The 22,383-nt window shown below is 69.6% G+C and carries 20 protein-coding genes; 11 read left to right on the top strand and 9 right to left on the bottom strand.

Annotated features, from left to right (window positions below):
- Positions 1 to 19: 19 nt before the first annotated feature.
- From AB0H88_RS39135 to AB0H88_RS39125, 3 genes are all read right to left on the bottom strand, one after another.
- Complete coding sequence (locus AB0H88_RS39135; RefSeq protein WP_357653622.1) at positions 20 to 1,675, bottom strand: ATP-binding cassette domain-containing protein; 1,656 nt, start codon at positions 1,673 to 1,675, stop codon at positions 20 to 22.
- Positions 1,668 to 3,293 (bottom strand): ABC-F family ATP-binding cassette domain-containing protein, encoded by a 1,626-nt coding sequence (locus AB0H88_RS39130; RefSeq protein ID WP_357653621.1) that lies wholly within the window; start codon positions 3,291 to 3,293, stop codon positions 1,668 to 1,670. Before AB0H88_RS39130 ends, AB0H88_RS39135 begins: the two co-directional genes overlap by 8 nt.
- A 231-nt stretch (positions 3,294 to 3,524) precedes the next feature.
- Entirely contained in the window at positions 3,525 to 4,076 is a 552-nt protein-coding gene (locus AB0H88_RS39125) for a TetR family transcriptional regulator (protein ID WP_357653620.1), read from the bottom strand.
- 123 nt (positions 4,077 to 4,199) lie between these two features.
- On the opposite strand from AB0H88_RS39125, the gene AB0H88_RS39120 reads away from it, so the two are divergent.
- On the top strand, positions 4,200 to 5,042 hold the full coding sequence (locus tag AB0H88_RS39120; protein ID WP_357653619.1) for an oxidoreductase: 843 nt from the start codon (positions 4,200 to 4,202) through the stop codon (positions 5,040 to 5,042).
- A gap of 88 nt (positions 5,043 to 5,130) precedes the next feature.
- Here the strand turns inward: AB0H88_RS39120 and AB0H88_RS39115 are convergent, their stop codons facing one another.
- On the bottom strand, positions 5,131 to 5,475 hold the full coding sequence (locus AB0H88_RS39115) for a helix-turn-helix domain-containing protein (protein ID WP_357653618.1): 345 nt from the start codon (positions 5,473 to 5,475) through the stop codon (positions 5,131 to 5,133).
- Between the two features lie 236 nt (positions 5,476 to 5,711).
- On the opposite strand from AB0H88_RS39115, the gene AB0H88_RS39110 reads away from it, so the two are divergent.
- Together AB0H88_RS39110 and AB0H88_RS39105 are read left to right on the top strand one after the other, a co-directional pair.
- On the top strand, positions 5,712 to 6,083 hold the full coding sequence (locus AB0H88_RS39110; RefSeq protein ID WP_357653617.1) for an STAS domain-containing protein: 372 nt from the start codon (positions 5,712 to 5,714) through the stop codon (positions 6,081 to 6,083).
- A gap of 219 nt (positions 6,084 to 6,302) precedes the next feature.
- Positions 6,303 to 7,352, top strand: coding sequence for a hypothetical protein (locus AB0H88_RS39105; protein WP_357653616.1), 1,050 nt, complete (start codon positions 6,303 to 6,305; stop codon positions 7,350 to 7,352).
- 89 nt (positions 7,353 to 7,441) lie between these two features.
- Here AB0H88_RS39105 and AB0H88_RS39100 read toward each other — a convergent pair whose 3' ends face one another.
- Positions 7,442 to 7,789, bottom strand: coding sequence for a luciferase family protein (locus tag AB0H88_RS39100; RefSeq protein WP_357653615.1), 348 nt, complete (start codon positions 7,787 to 7,789; stop codon positions 7,442 to 7,444).
- A 101-nt stretch (positions 7,790 to 7,890) separates the two neighbouring features.
- On the opposite strand from AB0H88_RS39100, the gene AB0H88_RS39095 reads away from it, so the two are divergent.
- A complete protein-coding gene (locus tag AB0H88_RS39095; RefSeq protein WP_357653614.1) occupies positions 7,891 to 8,016 on the top strand; it encodes a hypothetical protein in 126 nt (41 codons plus the stop codon).
- A 23-nt stretch (positions 8,017 to 8,039) separates the two neighbouring features.
- Positions 8,040 to 8,783, top strand: a complete 744-nt coding sequence (locus AB0H88_RS39090) for a class I SAM-dependent methyltransferase (RefSeq protein ID WP_357653613.1) — start codon at positions 8,040 to 8,042, stop codon at positions 8,781 to 8,783.
- Here the strand turns inward: AB0H88_RS39090 and AB0H88_RS39085 are convergent.
- Together AB0H88_RS39085 and AB0H88_RS39080 are read right to left on the bottom strand one after the other, a co-directional pair.
- Positions 8,770 to 9,171: a hypothetical protein gene (locus AB0H88_RS39085; RefSeq protein WP_357653612.1), complete on the bottom strand. Its 402-nt coding sequence runs from the start codon at positions 9,169 to 9,171 to the stop codon at positions 8,770 to 8,772. The genes AB0H88_RS39090 and AB0H88_RS39085 overlap by 14 nt on opposite strands.
- A 249-nt stretch (positions 9,172 to 9,420) precedes the next feature.
- Positions 9,421 to 11,355, bottom strand: coding sequence for a glycosyl hydrolase family 18 protein (locus AB0H88_RS39080; RefSeq protein WP_357653611.1), 1,935 nt, complete (start codon positions 11,353 to 11,355; stop codon positions 9,421 to 9,423).
- Positions 11,356 to 11,586: 231 nt separating this feature from the next.
- On the opposite strand from AB0H88_RS39080, the gene AB0H88_RS39075 reads away from it, so the two are divergent.
- Positions 11,587 to 12,060, top strand: coding sequence for a hypothetical protein (locus AB0H88_RS39075; RefSeq protein WP_357653610.1), 474 nt, complete (start codon positions 11,587 to 11,589; stop codon positions 12,058 to 12,060).
- A gap of 88 nt (positions 12,061 to 12,148) precedes the next feature.
- Here the strand turns inward: AB0H88_RS39075 and AB0H88_RS39070 are convergent, their stop codons facing one another.
- Complete coding sequence (locus AB0H88_RS39070; RefSeq protein ID WP_357653609.1) at positions 12,149 to 14,401, bottom strand: glycoside hydrolase N-terminal domain-containing protein; 2,253 nt, start codon at positions 14,399 to 14,401, stop codon at positions 12,149 to 12,151.
- A gap of 93 nt (positions 14,402 to 14,494) precedes the next feature.
- On the opposite strand from AB0H88_RS39070, the gene boxC reads away from it, so the two are divergent.
- Both boxC and boxB read left to right on the top strand, forming a co-directional pair.
- Positions 14,495 to 16,114, top strand: coding sequence for a 2,3-epoxybenzoyl-CoA dihydrolase (gene boxC / locus AB0H88_RS39065; protein ID WP_357653608.1), 1,620 nt, complete (start codon positions 14,495 to 14,497; stop codon positions 16,112 to 16,114).
- Position 16,115: 1 nt separating this feature from the next.
- A complete protein-coding gene (gene boxB, locus AB0H88_RS39060; RefSeq protein WP_357653607.1) occupies positions 16,116 to 17,516 on the top strand; it encodes a benzoyl-CoA 2,3-epoxidase subunit BoxB in 1,401 nt (466 codons plus the stop codon).
- Between the two features lie 4 nt (positions 17,517 to 17,520).
- On the opposite strand, the gene AB0H88_RS39055 is transcribed toward boxB, so the two are convergent.
- Positions 17,521 to 18,936: a polysaccharide deacetylase family protein gene (locus AB0H88_RS39055; RefSeq protein ID WP_357653606.1), complete on the bottom strand. Its 1,416-nt coding sequence runs from the start codon at positions 18,934 to 18,936 to the stop codon at positions 17,521 to 17,523.
- A gap of 130 nt (positions 18,937 to 19,066) precedes the next feature.
- On the opposite strand from AB0H88_RS39055, the gene AB0H88_RS39050 reads away from it, so the two are divergent.
- From AB0H88_RS39050 to AB0H88_RS39040, 3 genes are all read left to right on the top strand, one after another.
- Positions 19,067 to 19,573 carry a DinB family protein gene (locus AB0H88_RS39050; RefSeq protein WP_357653605.1) on the top strand — a complete coding sequence of 169 codons (507 nt, stop codon included), beginning with the start codon at positions 19,067 to 19,069 and terminating at the stop codon, positions 19,571 to 19,573.
- A gap of 162 nt (positions 19,574 to 19,735) precedes the next feature.
- Positions 19,736 to 21,436, top strand: coding sequence for a TIGR04028 family ABC transporter substrate-binding protein (locus AB0H88_RS39045; RefSeq protein WP_357653604.1), 1,701 nt, complete (start codon positions 19,736 to 19,738; stop codon positions 21,434 to 21,436).
- Positions 21,433 to 22,365 (top strand): ABC transporter permease, encoded by a 933-nt coding sequence (locus tag AB0H88_RS39040; protein ID WP_357653603.1) that lies wholly within the window; start codon positions 21,433 to 21,435, stop codon positions 22,363 to 22,365. Before AB0H88_RS39045 ends, AB0H88_RS39040 begins: the two co-directional genes overlap by 4 nt.
- Positions 22,366 to 22,383 lie beyond the last annotated feature (18 nt).

Raw genomic sequence — 22,383 nt, 5'->3', positions numbered from 1 at the left:
GCTCGTAACACGAGACCATTCATCGCAGCAGAATGTGGTGCCCCTGCCAGCGGGCGCGTAGCCAGCGATCGTGGCTGGCGATCACTATCGCGCCGGGTCCGTCGGCGCCCAGGGCCTCTTCCAGCTCGTCGGAGAGGCGGGGCGAAAGGTGGTTGGTGGGCTCGTCGAGCAGGAGTACTTCGGGTGGGTCGGCCACCAGCAGGGCCAGTGCGAGCCGGCGGCGCTGACCGACGGACAGCTCCCTGACTCGCAGGTCCGCGTCGCGGGAGCCGATCAGGCCGAGCGAGCGCAACGGCACGGACTCGGCGCGCTCCGGACCGAGGGCCCGCTCGTACGTCTCCCGCGCCGTCCGGTCCGGCCGCTCGAAGACGGTGTCTTGGGCCAGCAGTGCGATGGACAGGCCGGGTCGCCGTCGTACCTCACCCTCTGCGTCCAGCAGCCCGGCCAGCACGGCCAGAAGCGTCGACTTGCCCGCTCCGTTGGCCCCCGTGACCAGGAGGCGCTCCCCGAGCGGCACGTCGAGATGGTCGATCGAGAGCCGTCCCGGTACACGTACGTCCCGCAGTGACAGCAACACCTCCCGGGGTGCGTGAGTGGTATCCTCCGCGACCTCCGCGAGCTCCGCAGCGTGGGTGGCCCCCGCGGCGTCGGTTACCAGGGGGAGGGGGCTGAAGCGGAGTGGGGGCGGTGGGGCGGGAATCTGCTCGCGTTCCAGCTGGGCGAGCCGGCGGGCGGCATTGCGCACCCGCCGCGCGATCTGGTGCTGCACGCGGCCCGCGGCGTGCCCGTACCCCATCTTCTCGTTGTCGCGCTTCAACCGGTCGTGCGCCACCCGCCGCGCCGTCACGGCGACGGCCGCGCGCAGCTCGCCGAGCTCCGCCTGCTCCTCCGCGTGCCGCCGCGCCCAGCGCTCTCGTTCCGCGCGCTTCTCTGCCAGGTATGAGCTGTACCCGCCCCCGTACCGGACGGGCCCGTCCACCGCCGGGTCGAGATCGATCAGGTCGGTGCAGACCGCCTCCAGGAACGCCCGGTCGTGGCTGGCCACGACCACGACACCGGTCATGCCACGCAGCTGCTCCTCCACGAACACCGCGGCGTCGTCGTCCAGGTGGTTGGTGGGCTCGTCCAGCAGCAGCGCCGCGGGCCGTCTGATGAGCAGTGCCGCCAGGGCCAGCCGCGCGCGCTGCCCTCCTGACAGGGACGTGAGCGTACGGGAGTGCGGCACACCGCCGAGGCCGAGCCGGTCGAGGACGATCCCGGCGCGGCGGTCGGCGTCCCAGGACTCGCGCTCCTGAGCCTGCTCCAGCCGCTCCCCGTACTCGCCGAGCAGGGCGGCATCGTCCGGAGCGGCGGCTAGGGCGCGGGCGAGCCGATCCAGCTCGGCCAGGTCCGCGCGCGCCTCACGCAGGGCGTCGTCGAGCGCGTCGGCGATGGTGGTCCGGCTGTCGAAGAGCATCTCCTGGTGCAGGAAGCCGAGGTCGGCGGGGCGTACGACGGTGCCGGAGTCGGGCCGGTCCGCACCGGCCAGCAACCGCAGGAACGTGGTCTTGCCCGCGCCGTTCTCGCCGATCAGGCCGATCCGGTCGCCGGGCGCGGCGGTGAACGAGACGCCGGCGAGCACGCGCCGCGTGCCCAGCGTCCGTACGAGATCGCGGGCGAGCAGCGCGTCACTCACCAGCGGGCCCCCCGGTCTCCAGGAGGCGACCGTCCGACAGCTCCAGCCACCGTTGTACGCCGATCTCAGCGAGGAAACGCTCGTCGTGGCTGACCACCACGAACGCTCCCTGGTAGGCGATGAGCGCGCCCTCCAACTGCGCCACGCTGACCAGGTCGAGGTTGTTCGTCGGCTCGTCGAGCAGCAGGAGCTGAGGCGCCGGCTCGGCGCACAGCACGCAGGCCAGGGTGGCCCGCAGCCGTTCACCGCCGGACAGCACCCCCACCGGCAGGTGCGCACGCGCGCCGCGGAACAGGAAGCGGGCCAGCAGGTTCATCCGCTCCGCCGCCGCCATGCCGGGGGCGAAGGCGGCCAGGTTCTCCGCCACGGTGCGCTCGACGTCGAGCAGGTCGAGCCGCTGCGACAGGTAGGCCACCCGCCCGTCGGCCCGCCTGGTCGTGCCGCCGTCCGGCTCCAGCTCGCCGCTGATCAGGCGCAGCAGGGTGGACTTGCCCGCACCGTTGGGGCCGCTCAGCGCGATGCGTTCGGGGCCGCGTACGGTCAGGTCGAGGCCCGGATCGGTGAACAGGCCGCGGGCCCGCAGGTGTTCGCCGAGGAAGACGGTGCGTCCGGCGGGCACGTTCGTCCCCGGCAGCTCCAGCGTGATCCTCTGGTCGTCGCGCAGCGCCCACCCGGCCTCGTCGAGCCGGGCCTGGGCGTCGCTGACCCGGGAGGCGTGCATCTGGCCCGCCCGGCCGGCCGACTCCTGGGCACCGCGTTTCATGTTCCCGGCGAAGATGCGCGGCAGCCCGGCGTTCTTGAGGTTGCGGGCGGCGTTGCCCGCCCGGCGCTCGGCCCGCTCGCGGGCCTGCTGCATCTCCCGTTTCTCGCGCTTGAGCTCCTGCTCGGCGCTGCGTACGTTCCGTTCGGCGGCCTCCTGCTCGGCGCGTACGGCCTCCTCGTACGCGGTGAAGTCGCCGCCGTAGAAGCGGACCTCGCCCCGGTCGAGCTCGGCGATGCGGTCCATGCGGTCGAGCAGGGCCCGGTCGTGGCTGACCACGAGCAGGCAACCGGTCCATTCGCCGAGCACGTCGTAGAGCCTGCGGCGCGCGGCGAGGTCGAGGTTGTTCGTCGGCTCGTCGAGCAGGAGCACGTCGGGACTTTTGAGCAGCTGCGCGATCAGGCCGAGCGAGACGACCTGGCCACCGCTGAGCGTGCCCAGACGCCGGTCGAAGTCGATGTCCGCGAGGCCGAGCCGGTCGAGTTGGGCACGGGTGCGCTCTTCGATGTCCCAGTCGTTGCCGATCGTGGTGAAATGCTCCTCGCTCGGGTCGCCCGACTCGATGGCGTCCAGCGCGGTGATCACCGGGGCGATGCCGAGTACCTCGGCCACGGTCGGCTCACCGACGAGGGGCAGGTTCTGCGGCAGGTAGCCGAGCACCCCCTCGACGGTGACGCCGCCGCCCGAGGGCCGCAGCTCACCGGCCACCAGCTTGAGCAGCGTGCTCTTGCCCGCGCCGTTCGGCGCGACGAGACCGGTACGGCCGCCGCCCACGGTGAAGGACAGGTCGGTGAAGACGGGGGTGTCGTCAGGCCAGGAGAAGGACAGGCCGGAACAGATGATGAACGCATCAGACATGCGGCAGACCTCGATACGAGACCCGGGCGCGCGAAGGGCACCCGGCAAGGGAACAGGATTTGGGGGTACGACGACGAGGGCCACGTCGGCGGCGGTCATGCGCGCCTGCCGGGGCCGGTCAACCTCCGGTATCACCCGGAGATGTCGTCGTCACCTGCCATGCCTGGTCTCCTAAGGTCTGAATACGAGCGTCTATCACCGTAGCAGGCGTTCCAATCCACCCGCGCAGGGTCAGCGTGCCTGTGGGGCGCCGACGCCGCGCAGCAGGGTGTCGACCACGACGTCGGCGGCCTGTGCGGGGCTCAGCTCGGACAGATTCTCGGCGGCATGCTCCATCAGCGGCGGCAGGACCGTGGCCACCCAGCCGCGCGGCAGGTCGGAGCGCAGGAGGCCCTCGTCGGTGGCGCGCCGCAGGAAGGCGTCGACCTCGTCGATCAGGCCGCGGCGGCGCTCGAGAATCGTCACCTCGCGGAGCATGAGGCTCGTTTCCACGGGCCATTTGCGGTTGACGGCGATGATGCCCTCGACGTAGCGATGCAGCGCGACCGCGACCGGGGCCTCGCGCAGCCTGGCGGCCTCGATGGCCGCCTCGACCGCGTCGTAGCGCGCTCCGTAGACGGCGGCCATGAGGTCTTCGCGGGAGGCGAAGCGGCGGTAGACGGTGCGGCGGTCCACTCCCGCCTCGGCTGCGATGGCGGCGATGGTCGCTGAGGGGTCGTCGGCGAGCATGCGGGCGCCCGTGCTCAGGACGCGTTCCAGGTTGCGTGTCGCGTCTGCTCTCACCTGCCCAACCTACCCCTCTCACGTAGCACATGAAGCTCCTTATGATCACATTCATGTTGAGATTATCGCTCTAAGTGCTACATTGGTGAGACATCTAGAGAGCATCGATCAGAGGAGACACCCATGGCCAAGACATGGCTCATCACCGGAGCGTCACGCGGCCTCGGACGCCGTCTCACCGAAGCCGTCCTCGAAACAGGCGACCGGGTCATCGCCACCGCTCGCGCCCCCAAGCAACTCGACGACCTGGTGGCCCGCCATGGCGACCGGATCCGAGCGGTCGCACTCGACGTCACCGACGCCGCCGCGGCCACCCGAGCGGTCAAGGAGGCCACCGACGCCTTCGGCAGCCTCGACGTGGTCGTCAACAACGCCGGCTACGGCAACAGCGCACCGATCGAAGAGATGGCCGTGGACGACTTCCGCGCCCAGATCGAGACCAACCTCTTCGGTGTCGTGAACGTCACACGGGCCGCCCTGCCCGTCCTGCGTACCCAAGGATCAGGAGTCTTCGTACAGTTCTCCTCCATCGGAGGACGCGTCGGCGGCACCCCCGGAATGGGCGCTTATCAGAGCGCGAAGTTCGCCGTCGAAGGCTTCTCCGAAGTCCTCGCCAGCGAGGTCGCGCCCTTCGGCGTCAAGGTCATCATCGTCGAGCCAGGCGCGTTCCGTACCGACTGGCAGGGCTCCTCCATGGAGATCCACCCCGTCGGCCCCGACTACGAGCAGACCGTGGGCGCCATCCACCGCTACCGACGTGACACCGACGGCACCCAGCCCGGCGACCCCGCCCGCGCCGCGCGGATCATCATCGACGTCGTCCGCGACGACGATCCCCCTCGACGACTCCTCCTCGGCAGCGACGCCGTTGCCTCCGCCCAGAAGGCCGCCGAGATCCGCGCCGCCGAAACCGAGAAATGGGCCGACGTGAGCCGCTCGGCCGACTACCCCGCCGACGAACGCTAGCCCCCCATGAGCCCCAGGAACCGTGCTGCCGGCCACGCCATCGGGGTTGCCTCGGCGCAGTGGGGGTGGGGCACCCGTGCGCCACTCTTCAAGGTTGAGGTTCGGGTGGTTGCGGGCTGGCGGGGCGCCCGGGCAGGTCGTGCTGGGTGAACATGTCGATCAGCAACCGGATCGGCAGGCCGGCCTCGGTCGGGTAGCGGAAGTGCTCGTCGAGGTTGATGCTGTAGTGGTTGCGTCGGCCGACCCGGTCGCGGGAGAGGTAGCCGGCCTGGTGCAGGTCGGTCACGATGCCTTGCACGGCGCGTTCGGTGATGCCGATGCCGGCGGCGATGTCGCGCATCCGTGCCTGTGGGTTGCGGGCGATCTCCAGCAGGACGCGGGCGTGATGGGTAAGGAACGTCCAGGCGGACGAACGGTCGTCGGATGCACTCACTGGTCTTCACCTTCTCCGCCCCCGGCGGTTAACAGCGGCTGCGGGGCGGACTGTACCCTCTCTTTCCAGAAGATCCTATGCGGAAATGTCTTTCCGGTATCGGTCTTCGGGATTACAGTTCGGATGCGAGGAAGGAATCGCGGCCGTACTCGGCCAACCCCGGTTCAAGCCCTGAGAGGACGTCATGACAGTCGCGCCGCCGTCGGCGGCCTGCTGAGCAGGCCGTGAAAACCGCCATGCCCCCTTTGAGCCTGTACAGCCAGCGCCTGATCATCGGCGTGCTGATCACCGTGACCGGCGAGGTGGACACCATCAACGCCGCCCAATTGGAGACCTATGTCAGAGGGCAGCTCCGGCCCGGCGAGCCGCTGCTGCTCGACCTGGACGGGCTGACCTTCCTCGACAGCATGGGCCTGCACCTGCTGCTGCGCCTCAACGCGACCCTGAGCGAACAAGGTGCCGCACTCCATCTGGCGGCCGTGCGTGGCGCACCCGCCCGCATCCTCGAGATCACCGGCCTGTCCTCGGCCCTGAACATCCACACCACCGCGGGACAGGCCATCACCCGCATCCTGAGCGAGCTGCCCCAGCCACAGGAGCCCGCCTAGAGGGGCGCGGAGAGCGTACGGCCGGGTCCGAGGTGGCGATCATCGCGCGCGCTCAGGCGGAGCGGATCTTCCTGGCGCTGCCGCTCTTCGTCGCCTCGGCGCAGCGGTCTCAGGAATAGTGGTCTCAGGCTCGTCCGCCGCGTTCGCCTGGGAGACGGCTTATGTTCACAAACAAGCCCAGACCACCCCATAAATTCCGATTCCATGGCATTTAATGACATGTCCGCTAGCAGTCTGTCCCGACGGTCTCTACTCACCGGCGCGCTGTCCGGGGTCGGGCTCACCGTGCTCGGCGGTACGGCCGCCCAGGCGGCGACGGCTCGGCCGACCGGCAAGAGGCCCCGGGTACTGATCGCCACGAACGAACCATGGGGCACCTACCACGCGGCTCCGCTGCTGCCCGAGGCGCGGCGCCTGGGGTGGGAGGTCGTGCAGCTGGTGCCCGACCGATCAGGGATCAAGCCGGGCGATCCGGTCCCGGTCGCGACACCTGACGAGATCCCGCAGGCCGACCTGCTCGTGGTGACGGGCGCCGGCGACTGGCCCGCCGACTGTGCCGCGCGGCTGCGTCACCTGCCGCTGGTCGCCAGTTCCCTGGCCTACCAGCTGCCGGTGGAGGCGGCGCGGGCCAAGGAGTTCCGGGGGCGGCTGCGGGCGATCACTGCGTCGTCGCCCGCCGAGGCGAAGGTGTACGACGACTACCTGGGCGTCCGCCGCCCGATCACGGTCGTGGGTACGCCACAGACCGACGACCTGCCCAAGCACAACCCGGAGGAGGGCACCGTACTGGTGCTCACCAGCGTGACCAAGTCCAGCGGCACCGGCGGCTCGGCCCCCGGCACGGAGCTGCTGCTCGCCGCGGCCGAACGCCTCGCGGCGGCCGGCAAGCACATCCTGGTCGGGCTGCACCCGCGCGAGGACCGCTCGCTGTGGGAACGGTACGAGATCAGCGCGGTCCCCTCGGTCCAGGCGTCGGCGCGGGCCGAGGCCGCCATCGGCATACCCGGGACCGTCTTTCCGGTGGTCGCCGCGGTGGGTGTTCCCCTGGTGGGCTGTACGGATCCGCGCCTGCAGATCCCCGACTACCTGCTGAGCGTCTGTACGCACACGATCACCACCGCGGACGACGCGTTGACCGCCGTGGAGACGGCCGAGCCGGTCTCGTCGAAGGTGCTCTATGAGGCGGTCGGGCCGGTGGGTGGCTCGGCCAGGCGGCTGTTCAAGGTGTGGCGGAAGGCCGGTTTGCGGGCCCGCGCGGCAGCAGCCTGACGTCGGTCCCCGGCGAGCGATGGCGCGTCGGCCTCCGGTGAGCGACGGCCAGTCGGTCGGCCGTGAGCCGCGGCCAGTCGGCTCAAGGTTTACGAGGCGTGCGCCTTGATCGCCACGCTGGTCAGGGCGAGCAGCAGTTCGAGGTCGGGTTCGGCGTCCACCTGCACGGCCACCCAGGCGCTATCGGCGCAGGCGTGCACCTGGTCACAGACCCGCAGATGCGGTTCGAGCCGGTCGATCGCCGCCGCCGTCAGACGTAGGTGCACCTCGTCCCGGCCGGACGGGCGAAGGATCTCGGTGCCCCGCACCGCGAAGGCCACGCCGCGCCGGGTATCGCTGACCGCCAGTGCCGGCCAGGAGCGCAATTCGGCCATCGCCCGGGCCACATAGGGCCCGTGACGCAGACTCGCCCGCCGCCAGACGGAGATCCCTGCCACACCTCAATGCTGCTCTACCGCACACCGTATCGCCATGCTGCGTTCTCCAACCGTTATCTGCTATTCAGACGCAAGGGGTCTCCGGGCACAGGTGGAAACACTTGCGGAGATGCCGGACACCTAGTGAGGTGTTCCGGCTGGCCAAGGCGGGCAGCCCGATCGCGCCCTGCCGGCTCGTGAAGGCGAACTCCGATGAAGAGCTCGCCAAGAAGATGGCCGGAAACTGATCACAGCGCCATACCGTGGCCGCATGGCTGACGACATTTTCGAGCATCCGCGGCTGGCCTCGGTCTATGACGCGCTCGACCCCGACCGTGGCGACTTGGACGTATATGTGGCCATCGCCGATGAGCTCGGTGCCCGTACCCTGCTGGACGTGGGGTGCGGGACGGGGACGTTCGCGCTGCTCCTGGCTGGTCACGGCGTCGACGTCATAGGCGTCGACCCGGCCCGCGCGTCGCTCGATGTCGCGCGGGCCAAGCCGAACGGCGAGCGGGTGCGCTGGCTCCATGGTGACGCGACGACGCTTCCCCCGATACAGGTCGATCTGGCCACCATGACGGGAAATGTCGCCCAAGCGATCGTGGACCCGCGAGATTGGGAGGGGACGTTACGTGGGGTCTACGACGCGTTGCGGCCCGGCGGGCATCTCGTGTTCGAGACCCGGGACCCGTCGAAACGCGCCTGGGAGGAGTGGAATCGCGCGGCGACGTACAAGGTCACCGCGATTCGGGGCGTCGGTGCGGTGGAGCAGTGGTCTGAGGTGCTCGACGTCAGCGGGCCGCTGGTGACCTTCCGCGGGACGTGGGTCTTCGGCTCGGACGGGCAGGTGCTGACCTCGGACTCGACGCTGCGCTTCCGCGAGCGTGACGAGGTCGAGGCCGCACTGGTCGCGCATGGGTACACCGTGGCGGAAGTCCGTGGTGCGCCCGACCGGCCCGGCCTGGAGTTCGTGTTCTTCGCCCGGCGGCCACCGGCGGTCAGTGTTCTTTGAACAGGGTCCTGCACAGCCGTGCCCTGAGTCCCTCCAGCCGGACGCAGGCCGAGTGATGCTCGGCTCTCGCGCGACGCACGGGGTGATGGCGGATCTTCGCGGTCTTGACGCGATGCTTCCGCTCGGCAGCCGGACGGGAAGCCCTCCGAACAGCCCGATGAGCAACGCGATGAGCAGCCGGACGGGCGACTGGGCGGCCCGCCGGCGGAGCAGCGGGCTTCGGCGCCGCATTGACCTGTTCAGCGGCTGACGGCGCGGCCGCACCGGTCGTGACCGACATGGCCGCCACCCGTGGCCGGAGCGACGACTGGCGCTCCTGTACGGTCCGGCCCATCGCGTAGCCGAGCCCGCTGCCGAAGCCCATGGCTCCGGCGAGCGCGAGCGCCATGCACGCCGATCCCCATCGCCGTCGTGGCGGGGTCGGTGTCCTGCGAATGAACGCTGACGGCGGAAGCATGTCCATCATCATCACCCCCGGGGATCATGAACTCACTGTTAGTGGGCGATCACGAAGCGTTATGATCTCAAGATTTCCACGCAGATCCCGGGTCAACCCTCCATCCGGGTACGAAAGGCGAAAGGGCCGGCTCCGCGACACGGAGCCGGCCCAGACGAGGCCCTCAGGAGGCGAGGATGGTCACCCCAGGCCGCTCTTCATGGCGGTGATCAGCTCGCCGCCGGTGGTATCGCCGCTGAGCTCCCAGAAGAACGCGCCGCCCAGGCCCTGGCTCTTCGAGTAGCTCATCTTGCCGCCGATCGTGCTCGGCGTGTCGTAGCTCCACCACTGGCCCCCGCAGTAGGCGTACGCCGTTCCGGCGACGGTGCCGGTGGCCGGGCAGCGGGTCTTGAGCACCTTGTAGTCCTCGATGCCCTGTTCGTACGTGCCGGGCGCCGGCCCGGTCGCTGTGCCGCCGGGCGCGGACTGCGTGACCCCGCTCCAGCCGCGGCCGTAGAAGCCGATGCCGAGCAGCAGCTTGCTCGACGGCACGCCCTTGCTCTTGAGCTTCTGGATGGCGTTGTCGGAGTAGAAGCCCGGTGTCGGGATGCCCGCGTACGAGGTGAGCGGCGAGTGCGGGGCGGTGGGGCCCTGCGCCGCGAAAGCCCCGAAGAAGTCGTACGTCATGACGTTGTACCAGTCGACGTACTGAGCGGCGCCGCCGTAGTCGGCCGCGTCGATCTTGCCACCGCTGGTGCCGTCTGCGGTGATGGCCGCGGTGACGAGGTTGCCGGACCCGAAGCGGGAGCGCAGGGCCGACATGACGTTCTTGAACGCCGCCGAGCCACTGCTGTCGCAGGTGAGGCCGCAGGCGTTCGGGTACTCCCAGTCGATGTCGATGCCGTCGAACACGTCCGCCCAGCGCGGGTCCTCGACCAGGTTGTAGCAGGAGTTGGCGAAGGCGGTCGGGTTCTGGGCGGCCTGGGCGAAGCCGCCGGACCAGGTCCAGCCGCCGAAGGAGAAGAGCACCTTCAGGTTCGGGTACTTCTTCTTGAGCTTGCGCAGTTGGTTGAAGCTGCCGCGCAGCGCGCCGGCGTCCCAGGTGTCGGCGACGCCGTCCACGCTCTCGCCCGCCTGGTAGAAGCGGTCGTAGTCGGCGTAGCTGTCGCCGATGGCGCACTGCCCGTTCGTCACGTTGCCGAAGGCGTAGTTGATGTGGGTCAGCTTGGCGGCCGAGCCGCTGGTATCGATGTTCTTGACGTGATAGCCGCGCTGGTAGACGCCCCACTGGACGAAGTAGCCGAGCACCTTGTTGCCGCCGCCGGTGCACCCGGTGGTCGCGCCGGTGACCTGGCCGCTGGCCGCGGATTCGCCCACCGAGTTGTACGCCTTGACCGTGTACGTGTGCGACGTACAGGCGCCCAGCGACCCGATGGTGGCCGAGGTGCCGGTCACGGTCGCCTTGACCGTGCTCCCCTCGTAGACGCGGTAGCCGGTGACGGTGCCGGAAGAGGCGCTCCACGACAGGGCGATCGAGCTGCCGGTCGAGCCGGTGACACTGGGCGTGCCGGGCTGGCCGGGAGCGCCGGTGCCGCCCGAGGTGGTGGCGGTGACGGAGTTGCCGGCGGCCGAGACGTTCCCGGCGGCGTCACGGGCGCGGACCGTGTAGGTGTAGCTGGTGGCGGCCGCGAGCCCGCTGTCGGTGTAGGTGGTGCCGGTGACCGTGGTCACCCGCGTCGAGCCGCGATAGACGTCGTAGCCGGTGACGCCGACGTTGTCGGTGGCGGCGTCCCATGCCAGGGAGACGCTGCTGGAGGTGGTGCCCGTCGAACGCAGGTTGCCGGGCACGGACGGCGCGGTGGTGTCGGTGCCGCCGCCGGTGACCGGTTTCCACAGGGCGGGTACGTTGGGCGGCTCCCAGCCGGGCTGGGAGGTGTGGCTCTGGACGCACTCGTAGTCGACGCCGTTGTAGGTGACGCGGGTCCCTGCCGTGTACGCGGTCCACGGGGCCCAGGCGGCGGCGAAGGCGACCGAGCTGGCGCCGTACGCGCCGGTAGGTGCGGCGACCGTGGCGGTCAGCGGCAGCAGCAGCGCCGCCAGGACCGCGAGGCCCTTCTTCAGGATGGTCTGTCTCATAGTGTTCCGACCTCCGGCGGTTTTGGGGGTGGGTGGGAGGCCCGACATGAAACTTATAGGAAAGTTTCCTGTCAATTATGAGACGACGCTAGCCGCCGCCTGCGAGATCGTCAAGACGGGCAGTCAATTTTCGTCATACACGGAATTAACACCCCACCCGGCAGTCTTCATCGTGACCGGCCGGTCGTCACAGCTCACAACCCTCAGAGAACCGTCAGAGAAGAGAGTCACATGAGACGCGCACTCGGTGCCGCCATCATCGCCGTGGCGGCCTTCGGCACCACCGCTGCCGTATCCGCTCCGGCATTCGCCTCGGACGACCCGTCGCAGCCCCAGCTGATCACCAGCGACCAGCTCACGCCCATCCTCGAGTGCTCCGAGCCCGACGTCATGTTCGAGGGCGAGCGGGGCAAGAGGATCAGCCTCAAGGACGGCCGGTTCGCGGACGAGGACGGCAAGCTCATCAAGGGCAAGAAGGTGCGCGTCTTCTCGGAGCGGCTGGGCCCCGAGGATGACGCCTGCGGGCCGGACGAGAAGATGAAGTGCGTGGTCAAGCACCGCGAAGGCGGCCGGGTCAATGTCCGTTTCCGCGATGAGAAGGGCGTTCTGCACAAGCGCGCCTTCAAGAGCAAGAAGAACGCGGAGTTCTTCACGAAGAAGGACACGCACGTGATCAAGTGGGTCGGCTGCACCGTCGTGCGCTGACAACCCGTACGTGCCTGGCGAGACTCGCCCCGGGTCCGGGGCGAGTCGTCGCGGGCTTACTTGCCGTCTGGCTTACTTACTGTCTGGCTTACTTACCGTCTGGCTTACTTACCGTCTGAGACGGCAGGCACTCAATGGCCACCAGGCGGGGTCCACCCGCGACCAGTTCGACCTCCTCCCGGTGCCCGTAGGCGCGGTGGATCAAGGTGATCCGCTGGTCCACCGGCGAGCGCAGCACCGCCCGCACGCTCCCCTCCCCCCAGGTCAGCTCCTCGACGACGACCCGCCCCCGGCAGGCGACGCCGCGGATCGTCCCCTTCGGCAGCAGCTCGGGTACGGCGGGCAGCAGCTCCACGACCCCCGGCCGGGAGTCCACCAGCAGCTCGATGACCAGCCCGTGCAGGGTGTGCGCGGCGTCGGCGTTGTAGATCTCCCGGCCCGGGTTGTGGGAGGTCATGAGCGAGCGGAACAGCATGTCCGTGCCCAGGATCTTCATCAGGTTGGCCTGGGCCAGCCGCGCGTCCTTCAGCCGGGCCGCCGCCAGGGCCCGGTGCAGGCTGCCGTGGGCCGACAGGTTCTCGTCGCCGCGCAGCTCCAGGGCACGGTGCGCGGCCGCGGCCAGCTCCGGCTCGTCGTCGGGGTTGATCTCGTGCAGCGGCCACACCGGATAGAGGTGGCTGACGTGCCGGTGATCCTCGTGCAGAGCCGCCTCCCACGCCCACTCCGTGAGCGCGCCCCGCTCGTCGATCCGGTACGGCGGCAGCCGCTCGGCCAGCGGGGATCCGGCCAGGCCCAGGGCGTGCCTGGCCGCCGCGAGGTCCATGGTCGCGTTGACGCTCGCGTACGAAGAGCCCTCGGGCCCCACCTCGGGCGAGAACGACGGCACGACCACGAAGTCGGACCCGGCCAGGAACCCCTCCCAGAACGCCGCCGCCTCCGCCAGCCACCCGGGCAGCTCGTCGGGCATGTCGCCGGTGACCTGGAGGTGCTCGTGGAGCGGGTACAGCAGCCAGTCGGCCCCGGCCAGCCACATCGTCCACGGCCAGTCCTCGTCGAGGTGGAACAGGTAGCCGCTCTCCCCGTCGGTACGGCTCGGCGCGAGGATGCCGTCGACGCCGTAGATCTCGCGGGCGTTGACCCGCCAGTGGTCGATCTGGTCGCGGATCAGGGCGGCGTACCCGGCCATGAGCTCGGGCATCGCGCCGATGTTCACCCCGGCCATCTGCAGGTTGAGGTTGGCGTCGGTGGTGAAGTCGCCCGACCAGGCCGCTCCCCACGCGCCGAGCCAGAGACCGGTGAGCCGGGGCGGCAGCACGCCCGAGGAGCTGAGCAGTAGGTAGCGGCCCGAATGGAACAGCCGCTCGATCAGGGCGGGGCCGGACGGCTCGGCGATCAGCTCGCCGACCGGCGGATCTCCGGCCACACCCAGGTCGAGGGTGACCCGCTCGTAGATGGGCCGATGGATGGCGACATGCCGCGCCAGCAGCTCGTCGTACGAGTGGCCGGCCAGGGCGGTGAGAGCGGCTTCCAGCCGGTCGGTGCCCCAGCCGGGTTCCTCGTACCGGTCCAGCTTCGTCAGCAGCAGCGTCTCGCCCCGCGTCTCCACCGCCTCGCCCGACACGGAGACGTCGGCGGCCAGGACGAGCGTCAGCCCCTCGAACCCGGCGGCGCCCAGCCCGGCCGGATAGGCGCCGCGAGCACTCAGGAAGACGTGCCCATCCTTCTCGTAGGCAGCGGTCTGGTAGACGACGTCGTCGGGCTTGCCCGGCAGGTCACCCGTCAGACGCAGCCTCAGCTCGCCGGTCAGCCGCTGGACCACGACGGAGTCGGCACGGGAGACGAACGCGTGGTGTGCGCGCTCGCCCGGCGCAACCCCGAGCCCTGCGGTCGCGAAGCCCGATGTAACCCCGATCTCACTGGGCGCGAAGTCCGACGTAACCCCGATCTCCCCGGGCGCGAAACCTGACGTGATCACGATCTCCCCGGTCGCGAAGTCGGTGACGCGCCGATAGGGCCCGGCGCAAGGGCCCTCGACAACCAGCTCGTACCCCGGATGGAACGCCTGCGTCCAGGCCAGGCCCCGCCCGTCGGCCGCCACCCGCTGCGCCTCGGCGGCCCGCCCGGACAGGATCAGCTCGCGGATCTCCCCCAGCCGGTCGGCGATCGCGGGCGGGCGCAGGTCGCGGGTGCCGTTGGGCAGGACGAAGCGGTGATGGTCGAACACCACGCGCTGGGCGTGCGGCTCGCCGTAAACCATGATCCCGTACTCGCCGTTTCCGGAAAGGAACGCATCCTCCCAGGTCAGACCGGGCTCGGTGTCGTGAATGCGGTGCGCGGGCATCGAACCTCCGGCATGGGGAAGGCGCTTTCCCAATCACCCTATTAAATGCTACAAATGCTTGACGCGGCGAAAAAATGATGTCGAAATAGGGACGTGTCCGAGACAGCGCCCGAGGTGTCCTTCGACACCCACCCCGACCGCTACCGCCACCTCCGCGTCGAGTACGACGGCGAGACCGCCCGCATAGTCCTCCAGGTGGATGAGAACGGCGGCCTGGTCCCCGGCTACGAGCTCAAGCTCAACTCCTACGACCTGGGCGTGGACATCGAGCTGTACGACGCGGTCCAGCGCCTGCGCTTCGAGCACCCCGAGGTCCGCGCCGTGATCATCACCGGCGGTCTGGAGAAGGTGTTCTGCGCGGGTGCCAACATCAGGATGCTGGCCGGGTCCTCGCACTCCTGGAAGGTGAACTTCTGCAAGTTCACCAACGAGACCCGCAACGGCATCGAGGACGCGACCGCGAACTCCGGCCAGACCTACCTCGCGGCGATCAACGGCACGGCGGCCGGCGGCGGCTTCGAGCTGGCGCTGGCCTGCGATCGGATCATCCTGCTGGACGACGGCTCCACGGCCGTGTCGCTGCCGGAGGTGCCGCTGCTCGCCGTACTGCCCGGCACCGGGGGCCTGACCCGGCTGGTCGACAAGCGCGGCGTACGCAAGGACCTGGCGGACGTGTTCGCCACGCGCAGCGAGGGCGTGCGCGGCTCGCGCGCGGTGGAGTGGGGCCTGGTCGACGAGGCGGTGCCGCGCAGCAGGTTCGAGGAGACGGTGCGGCAGCGCGCCACCGAGGCCGCCGCCCGCTCCACCCGCCCGCGCGACGCCAAGGGGATCGCGCTGACCCCGCTGGAGCGCGAGGTGAGCGCGGACGCGATCCGCTACCCGAACGTCACCGCGGACCTCGACCGGGCGAACGGGCTGGTCACCATCACGGTGTACGGCCCGCACCAGGAAACGGTGTACGGCCCACGCCAGGAGATCGAGTCCTGGCCGCTGGCGGTCACCCGGGAGCTGGACGACCTGATCCTGCGGCTGCGCACCAACGAGCTGGAGCTCGGCACCTGGGTGATCAAGACCCAGGGCGACGCCCGGCGCGTACTCGAGGCGTGGCAGGGCGACGGCTGGCCGGCCGACGAGATCCGGCACTACTTCAAGCGCACGCTCAAACGCCTGGACGTGACAAGCCGCAGCCTGATCGCGCTGATCGAGCCGGGCAGCTGCTTCGCCGGGCCGCTGCTGGAGCTGGCACTGGCCTGCGACCGCCAGTACATGTTCGACGAGGAGGGCACGGCGATCACCCTCACCGAGGCGAACTTCGGCGCGTTCCCCATGGGCAATGGCCTGTCCAGGCTGGCCGCCCGCTTCCTCGGCGACCCCGGCCACCTCGCCAAACTGCGCCAGGAGACCGGCCGCGAGATCGACGCCGCCGAGGCGGACGACCAGGGCCTGGTCACCTTCTCGCTCGACGACATCGACTGGGCCGACGAGGTACGCATCGCGCTGGAGGAGCGGGCGGCCCTGAGCCCGGACGCGTTGACCGCGATGGAGGCCAACCACCGCTTCGCCGGCCCCGAGACGCTGGAGACGAAGATCTTCGCCCGGCTCACCGCCTGGCAGAACTGGGTGTTCAACCGGCCCAACGCCGCCGGCCCCGAGGGCGCGCTGCGCCGCTACGGCACCGGGCGGCGGCCCGCCTTCGACCGGAAGCGAGTGTGAGATGTCCATCGACTACGGCGAGCGCATCCCGAACAACGTCAACCTGGCCGAGGACCGGCGGCTGCGACGGGCGCTGGAGTCGTGGCAGCCCGGCTTCCTGCGCTGGTGGGGCGAGATGGGACCGGCGCTACCGACCCAGGACGTCTACCTGCGCACGGCGGTGGCGGTGGGCCGGGAGGGCTGGGCGCACTTCGGCCACGTGGCGCTGCCCGAATACCGGTGGGGCATCTTCCTGGCCGAGCGCGACCCCGACCGGCGCATCGCCTTCGGCCAGCACCGAGGACAGCCGGTCTGGCAGCAGGTGCCCGGCGAGTTCCGCGCCGAGCTGCAGCGGCTCATCGTGGTGCAGGGCGACACCGAACCGGCCAGCGTGGAGCAGCAGCGCCGTCTCGGGCTGACCGCGCCCAGCCTGTACGACCTGCGCAACCTGTTCCAGGTCAACGTCGAGGAGGGCCGGCACCTGTGGGCCATGGTCTACCTGCTGCACGCCTACTTCGGCCGCGCCGGTCGCGACGAGGCCGACGCGCTGCTGCTGCGCAACTCAGGCAGCGAGGACTCCCCGCGCATCCTGGGCGCCTTCAACGAGGAGACGCCGGACTGGCTGTCGTTCTTCATGTTCACCTACTTCACCGACCGCGACGGCAAGTATCAGCTGGGCACGCTGAAGGAGAGCGCGTTCGATCCGCTCAGCCGTACGTGTGAGTTCATGCTGAAGGAGGAGGCCCACCACATGTTCGTCGGCACCACCGGCGTGGACCGGGTGGTGGAGCGCACCGCGACGCTGATGCGCGAGCACGACACCGACGACATCCAGAAATATGGCGGCATCCCGCTTGATGTCATCCAGAAGTACATCAACTTCCACTACAGCGTCAGCCTCGACCTGTTCGGCGGCGAGACCTCCACGAACGTGGCCAACTACTACACGGCCGGGCTCAAGGGTCGCTGGCAGGAGGAACGCCGCAAGGACGACCACCTGCTCACCGAGGCGGCCACCACCGTCCAGCAGGTCGTGGACGGCCGTCTGGCCGACGTGCACCTGCCCGCGCTGACCGCGCTCAACGCCGACCTACGTGGGGAGTACATCGCCGACTGCGCCACCGGCCTGACCCGGTGGAACCGCATCCTGGACGGCGTCGCCACCCTGTATCTGCCGCATGTCGGCTTCAACCGCCAGGTCGGCGCGTTCGCCGGTCACCACCTCACTCCGGACGGCCGCCTCGTCGACCGGGCGAGCTGGGAGCACGACCGGGACCGCTGGCTGCCCACCCCCGCCGACAAGGCGTACGTCCACACTCTGATGCGGCCGGTCTACGAACCCGGCAAGATCGCCGCCTGGCTGGCCCCGCCGCGCAACGGCATCAACGGCCGGCCGCTCGACTACGAGTACGTTCACCTCTGAGGGGTCATGGATGTTTCGGGCTCGGCCCGTGGATGGCGAGCGCGGGGGGTTTGCCGCCGTACAGCTCGCTGACCGTCACGAAGTGGAAGCCGCGCTTGGCCAGCCTCTTCAGCACTCCGGGGATCGCCGCCACGGTGGTCGGCCTGATGTCATGAAAAAGGATGATTGATCCGGGTCGCGCCGGGCCGACCGCGGCACGGGTCACATGGCCGCTGTTGCGGTACAACCAGTCCAGCGTGTCCACGTTCCACAGCACCAGCGGGTGCGGCGACTGCCTGCGCACGACGCGGTCGAAGGCACCGTACGGCGGGCGGACCAGCGTGGGCGTCACCCCGGTCGCCTTACGGATCGCCTGGTCGGTCCTGGCCAGGTCCGCTCGAACCTCGCGGGCGGACAGCCTGGTCAGGTCGCGGTGCGACCAGCTGTGGTTCCCGACCTCGTGCCCGGCCCGCACGACGCCGCGCACCACGCCGGGGCGCGCGACCACGTTCTGCCCGACGACGAAGAACGTGGCCCGCGCCCGGTACCTGGCCAGGTACTGGAGCAACCTGGGGGTGTACGGACTCGGGCCGTCGTCGAAGGTGAGCGCCACGCACTTGACCCGGCGGCAGTCGACCGAGCCGTCCGCGGTATATCCGGGCAGCGCCATCCGGCCGGCCGGGCGCATGACCTGGGCCTGCGCCCGCCGGCCGAAGTCCGACAGCAGCGGCTCCACCTCGGCGCGCGGCAACACGGCCTGCGCCTGGCCGACGGCCCCCGCCGCCACCTCCCCTTCGTCGAAGGTCACGACCAGGTCGCCGTCCTTGGTGAAGGCCAGGTCGTCGAGCGTCTGGGCACTCCGGTCCGCGAGCCGCGCCTGCCGGTCGATGCCCGCCAGCGCCTTGTCAGCCAGCGCCTTCTCAGTCAGCGCCTCGAAACCGCTCATGGACGCCGCGTCGATGAGCGACGTGGCGGGCACCACCTGGCCCTTGACCCCGTCGTACCAGAGCGACGTCGTCGACTTGCCGTCGCCCGCGCCCCCGAGCTGGTAGACGGTGAACCGGACCCCGATCACGTCGCCCGAGGCCGCCACGAAGCCGAACCCGACGTTCAGCTCGGGCGCCTTACCGGCCTGCTCGCCGCACCCGATCTCCCGCGCCCACTTCAGGAACGCGGCCCGCCGCGCCTCGACCAGCCGGCGCAGCGCGTCCGTCAGCGGCTGCGCGCCCGGAATTTGCGGGTACGTGGTCGACCAGGCGCAGGATTCCTCCTTGCCGTTGTCGCGAACCACCCGCAGCCCGCGGATCCACGTCGGCGCGACCGTCGCGACCGGGTCCTCCGACCGGACGGAGGCCTGCCACACCGCGGACGCCTGCCCGATCCCCCCGCACGATGTCGATGTCAACGTCACCACCGCCAGTGCGGCCACCAGACGCCTCATGTTCACGACCCCCCGCCGTTTCCGCCCCTGACCTGTTCGACTCCCGCTTCCAGCTATTGGTTCGCCAAACAGACCATCGTGGATGGTCTACTTCGACGGTAACTCGGCCGGTCAGCTACGTTTGCCCAGCATGAGTGACAATCGCATCCCGCCCCCCTTCATCGCCGACGAGCGGGCCATGCTCACCAACTGGCTCGACTGGCATCGCGAGACGCTGGCCGTCAAGTGCGACGGCCTGTCGGAGGAGCAGCTGCGGCAGCGTTCTGCCCCGCCGTCGGCCTTGTCGCTGCTCGGTCTGGTCCGCCACATGGCCCACGTGGAGCGGTCCTGGTACCGAGGGGTGCTGAACGGCGAGGACGTCCCGAAGCTGTGGGGCAAGGACGCCAACCAGGACGCGGACTTCGACGACGTCGACACCGCCTCGGCCGATGAGGCGTTCAAAACCTGGCAGGCCGAGATCGAGCACGCCCGCGAAGTGTCGGCCGCGGTGCCGCTCGACGCCCTGGGCAAGCAGCAGCGCCACGGACAGGACTGCTCCCACCGGTGGATCCTCGTCCACATGATCGAGGAGTACGCCCGCCACAACGGCCACGCCGACCTCCTGCGCGAGCAGATCGACGGTGTGACGGGCGAGTAGCGTCTCCCGCTGACGTCCCCCGCCTGGCACGCGGCGCTCGATCAAGCCACTGAGCACGCGGCGCTCAGCCAGGCCGCTGAGAGGGCAGGGGCGGGCTATAAACCTACTATCTAGGTAGAATATGGTGGTTTTAGTTCCAGCGACCACCGTGAAGGATGTCCCATGCGTTTCGCCGCGCTCACCATGCTCTCTCGCTCGGGGCTCTCTCGCTCGGGGCTCTCTCGCTCGGGGCTCTCTCGCTCAGGGCTCTCTCGCTCGGGACTCACCCTGTCGGGGCTGGCCGTCTCGGGGCTCCTCGCCGCCTGCGGCAGCGGCGGTCCCGCCGTCCAGGCGCAGGCCGCCGGAGGGGCACCCGTCTACGGGGGCACGCTGACCTACCTGGAGCATCAGCCGCCCACCTGCCTCTACCTGCCCGCCGCCGGCTTCTATCCGAACGGCGGCGTGCTGAACCAGCTCACCGACAAGCTGACCTGGCAGGACCCGAAGACGCTGCGAATCGAGCCGTGGATCGCCACCAAGTGGGAGGTGAACAAGGACGCCACCGAGTACACCTTCCACCTGCGCGACGGCGTGACCTTCAGCGACGGCAGCCCGCTCGACGCCGCGACCGTGGCCGCCAACTTCGACGTGTACGGCCTGGGCGACACCGACCTCAAGCTGCCCCCGGCCGAGTTCGTCAACAACTACGAACGTAGTGAGGTCATCGACAACAGAACCGTGCGCTTCCATTTCAAGAAGCCGTCACCCGGTTTTCTGCAAGGAACCTCGGTCATCGGCGCGGGCCTGGTGTCGAAGAAGACGATCTCGCTGCCGTACGAACAGCAGTGCCAGCTCAAGAACGTCGTCGGATCCGGCCCGTTCACCGTGGCGAAACAGGTCGTGGACAAGGAGATCGACCTGACCGCCCGCAAGGACTACAACTGGGCGCCGGCGTCGTCGAAGCACCAGGGCCGCGCGTACCTCGACACGATCAAGATCATCGTGACGCCCGAGGACAACGTGCGGGTGGGCGCGCTCACCTCCGGCCAGGCCGACTACGTCCGCTACGTCCAGGCTTATGACGAAAAAACCGTCAAGGACGCGAATTTCAAGATTTATGCGGAGCCGACCAGAGGCGTGAACAACGGCCTCTACCTGCGGCCCGGGAACAGCATCCTCAGCGACCTCGACGTACGCAAGGCGCTCCAGGCAGGAACCAACGCCAAGGAGGTGGTCGACACCCTGTTCACCCCGAGCTACCCGGTCGCCACCTCGGTCCTCAGCCACCTCGCCCACGGCTACGTCGACCTGTCCAAGGAGCTCGCCTACGACCCCGCCAAGGCCAACGCCCTGCTCGACAAGGCCGGCTGGGCGCGCGGCGCCGACGGCATCCGCGCCAAGGACGGCAAGCCGCTCCAGCTGGGCGTCTTCGTCTCGGGCCCGCAACCGCTGTCCAAGCAGACCCTCGAACTCATCGCCCAGCAGTGGACCAAGATCGGCGTGAAGCTGGAGATCCGCCCCGCCGACGCCGGCACCCAGGCCGTCGACATCAAGGACGCGGAGAAGACCGCCATCGCCCACTCGATGGTCGGCCGCGCCGACGAGGACGTGATCAAGAGCCACTTCCACAGCCAGAACCGCGACGTCATCCTGTCCAAGGACGCCAAGCTCGACAAGCTCCTGGAGGAGGAGTCGGCCCTGGCGGACAAGGCCGCCCGTGACGCCAAGGTCGGCGAGATCCAGCGCTACGTGGTGGACCAGGGCTACGCGATCCCGCTGTTCGAGGAGCCGCAGGTCTACGGCGCCGCCCCCTATGTCCAGGGTGTCGCCTTCGAGGCGGTGGCCCGGCCCACGTTCTACTCGGTCTGGCTGTCGAAGCGGTGACCCGATACGTCCTGCTGCGCGTCGGGCAGGCGGCGCTGGTGCTGTGGGCCGCCTTCACGGCGGGCTACGTACTCCTCCAGCTCCTGCCCGGCGACTCGATCCTGATCAAGTTCCAGAACCCGGAGCTCGGGCTGTCACCCCAGCAGATCGCCGAGATCCGCGCCTACTACGGCGGCGGCGACCCGCCGATCATCGGCTACCTCCACACCCTGCTCGGCTTTTTGCGCGGCGGCTTCGGCTACTCGATCGACACCGGAACACCGGTGGTCGAGCGGCTGACCGAGGCGCTGCCGGAGACGGCCAAGCTGGCCACGGCGGGGTTCGCGCTGGCCGTGCTGATCGCCGTGGTGCTCGCCTTCGCCGCCGGGTACAGCCGGACGTCCTGGCTGCGCGGGGCGCTGCTGGCGATGCCGTCGCTGTTCGTCTCGGTGCCCGCCTTCTGGCTGGGGATCCTGCTGATCCAGGTGTTCTCCTTCCGGCTCGGGCTGGTGCCGGTGATCGGCGGCAGTCCGGCGCAGCAGCTCGTCCTGCCGGTGCTGACGCTGGCCGTGCCGATCTCGGCGCCGATCGCACAGGTGCTGGCGCGCGGCATCGACCAGGTCTACACGCAGCCGTTCGTACCCGTCGTGGCCGCCAAGGGCGCGTCGCGGTGGTGGATCCTGTGGCGGCACGTGGCCCGCAACGCGGTGCTGCCCGCACTGACCGTCGCCGGGATGACGTTCGGCGAGCTCATCGCCGGGTCGGTCGTCACCGAGACGGTCTTCGGCCGTAATGGCATCGGGCGGCTGACCGAGCAGGCGGTCAACGCACAGGACACGCCGGTGATGCTGGCCGTGGTGGTGCTCGCGAGCACCGTGTTCGTCCTGGTCAACCTGGGCGTGGACCTGCTGTTCCCGGTACTCGACCCCCGGCTGAAGGCGGCGGCGTGAAGATCCTGTCCCTTGCCG

This window comes from Nonomuraea sp. NPDC050680, assembly GCF_040654555.1.
Taxonomy (GTDB): domain Bacteria; phylum Actinomycetota; class Actinomycetes; order Streptosporangiales; family Streptosporangiaceae; genus Nonomuraea.
This window is presented reverse-complemented; position numbering and strand designations above follow the sequence as displayed.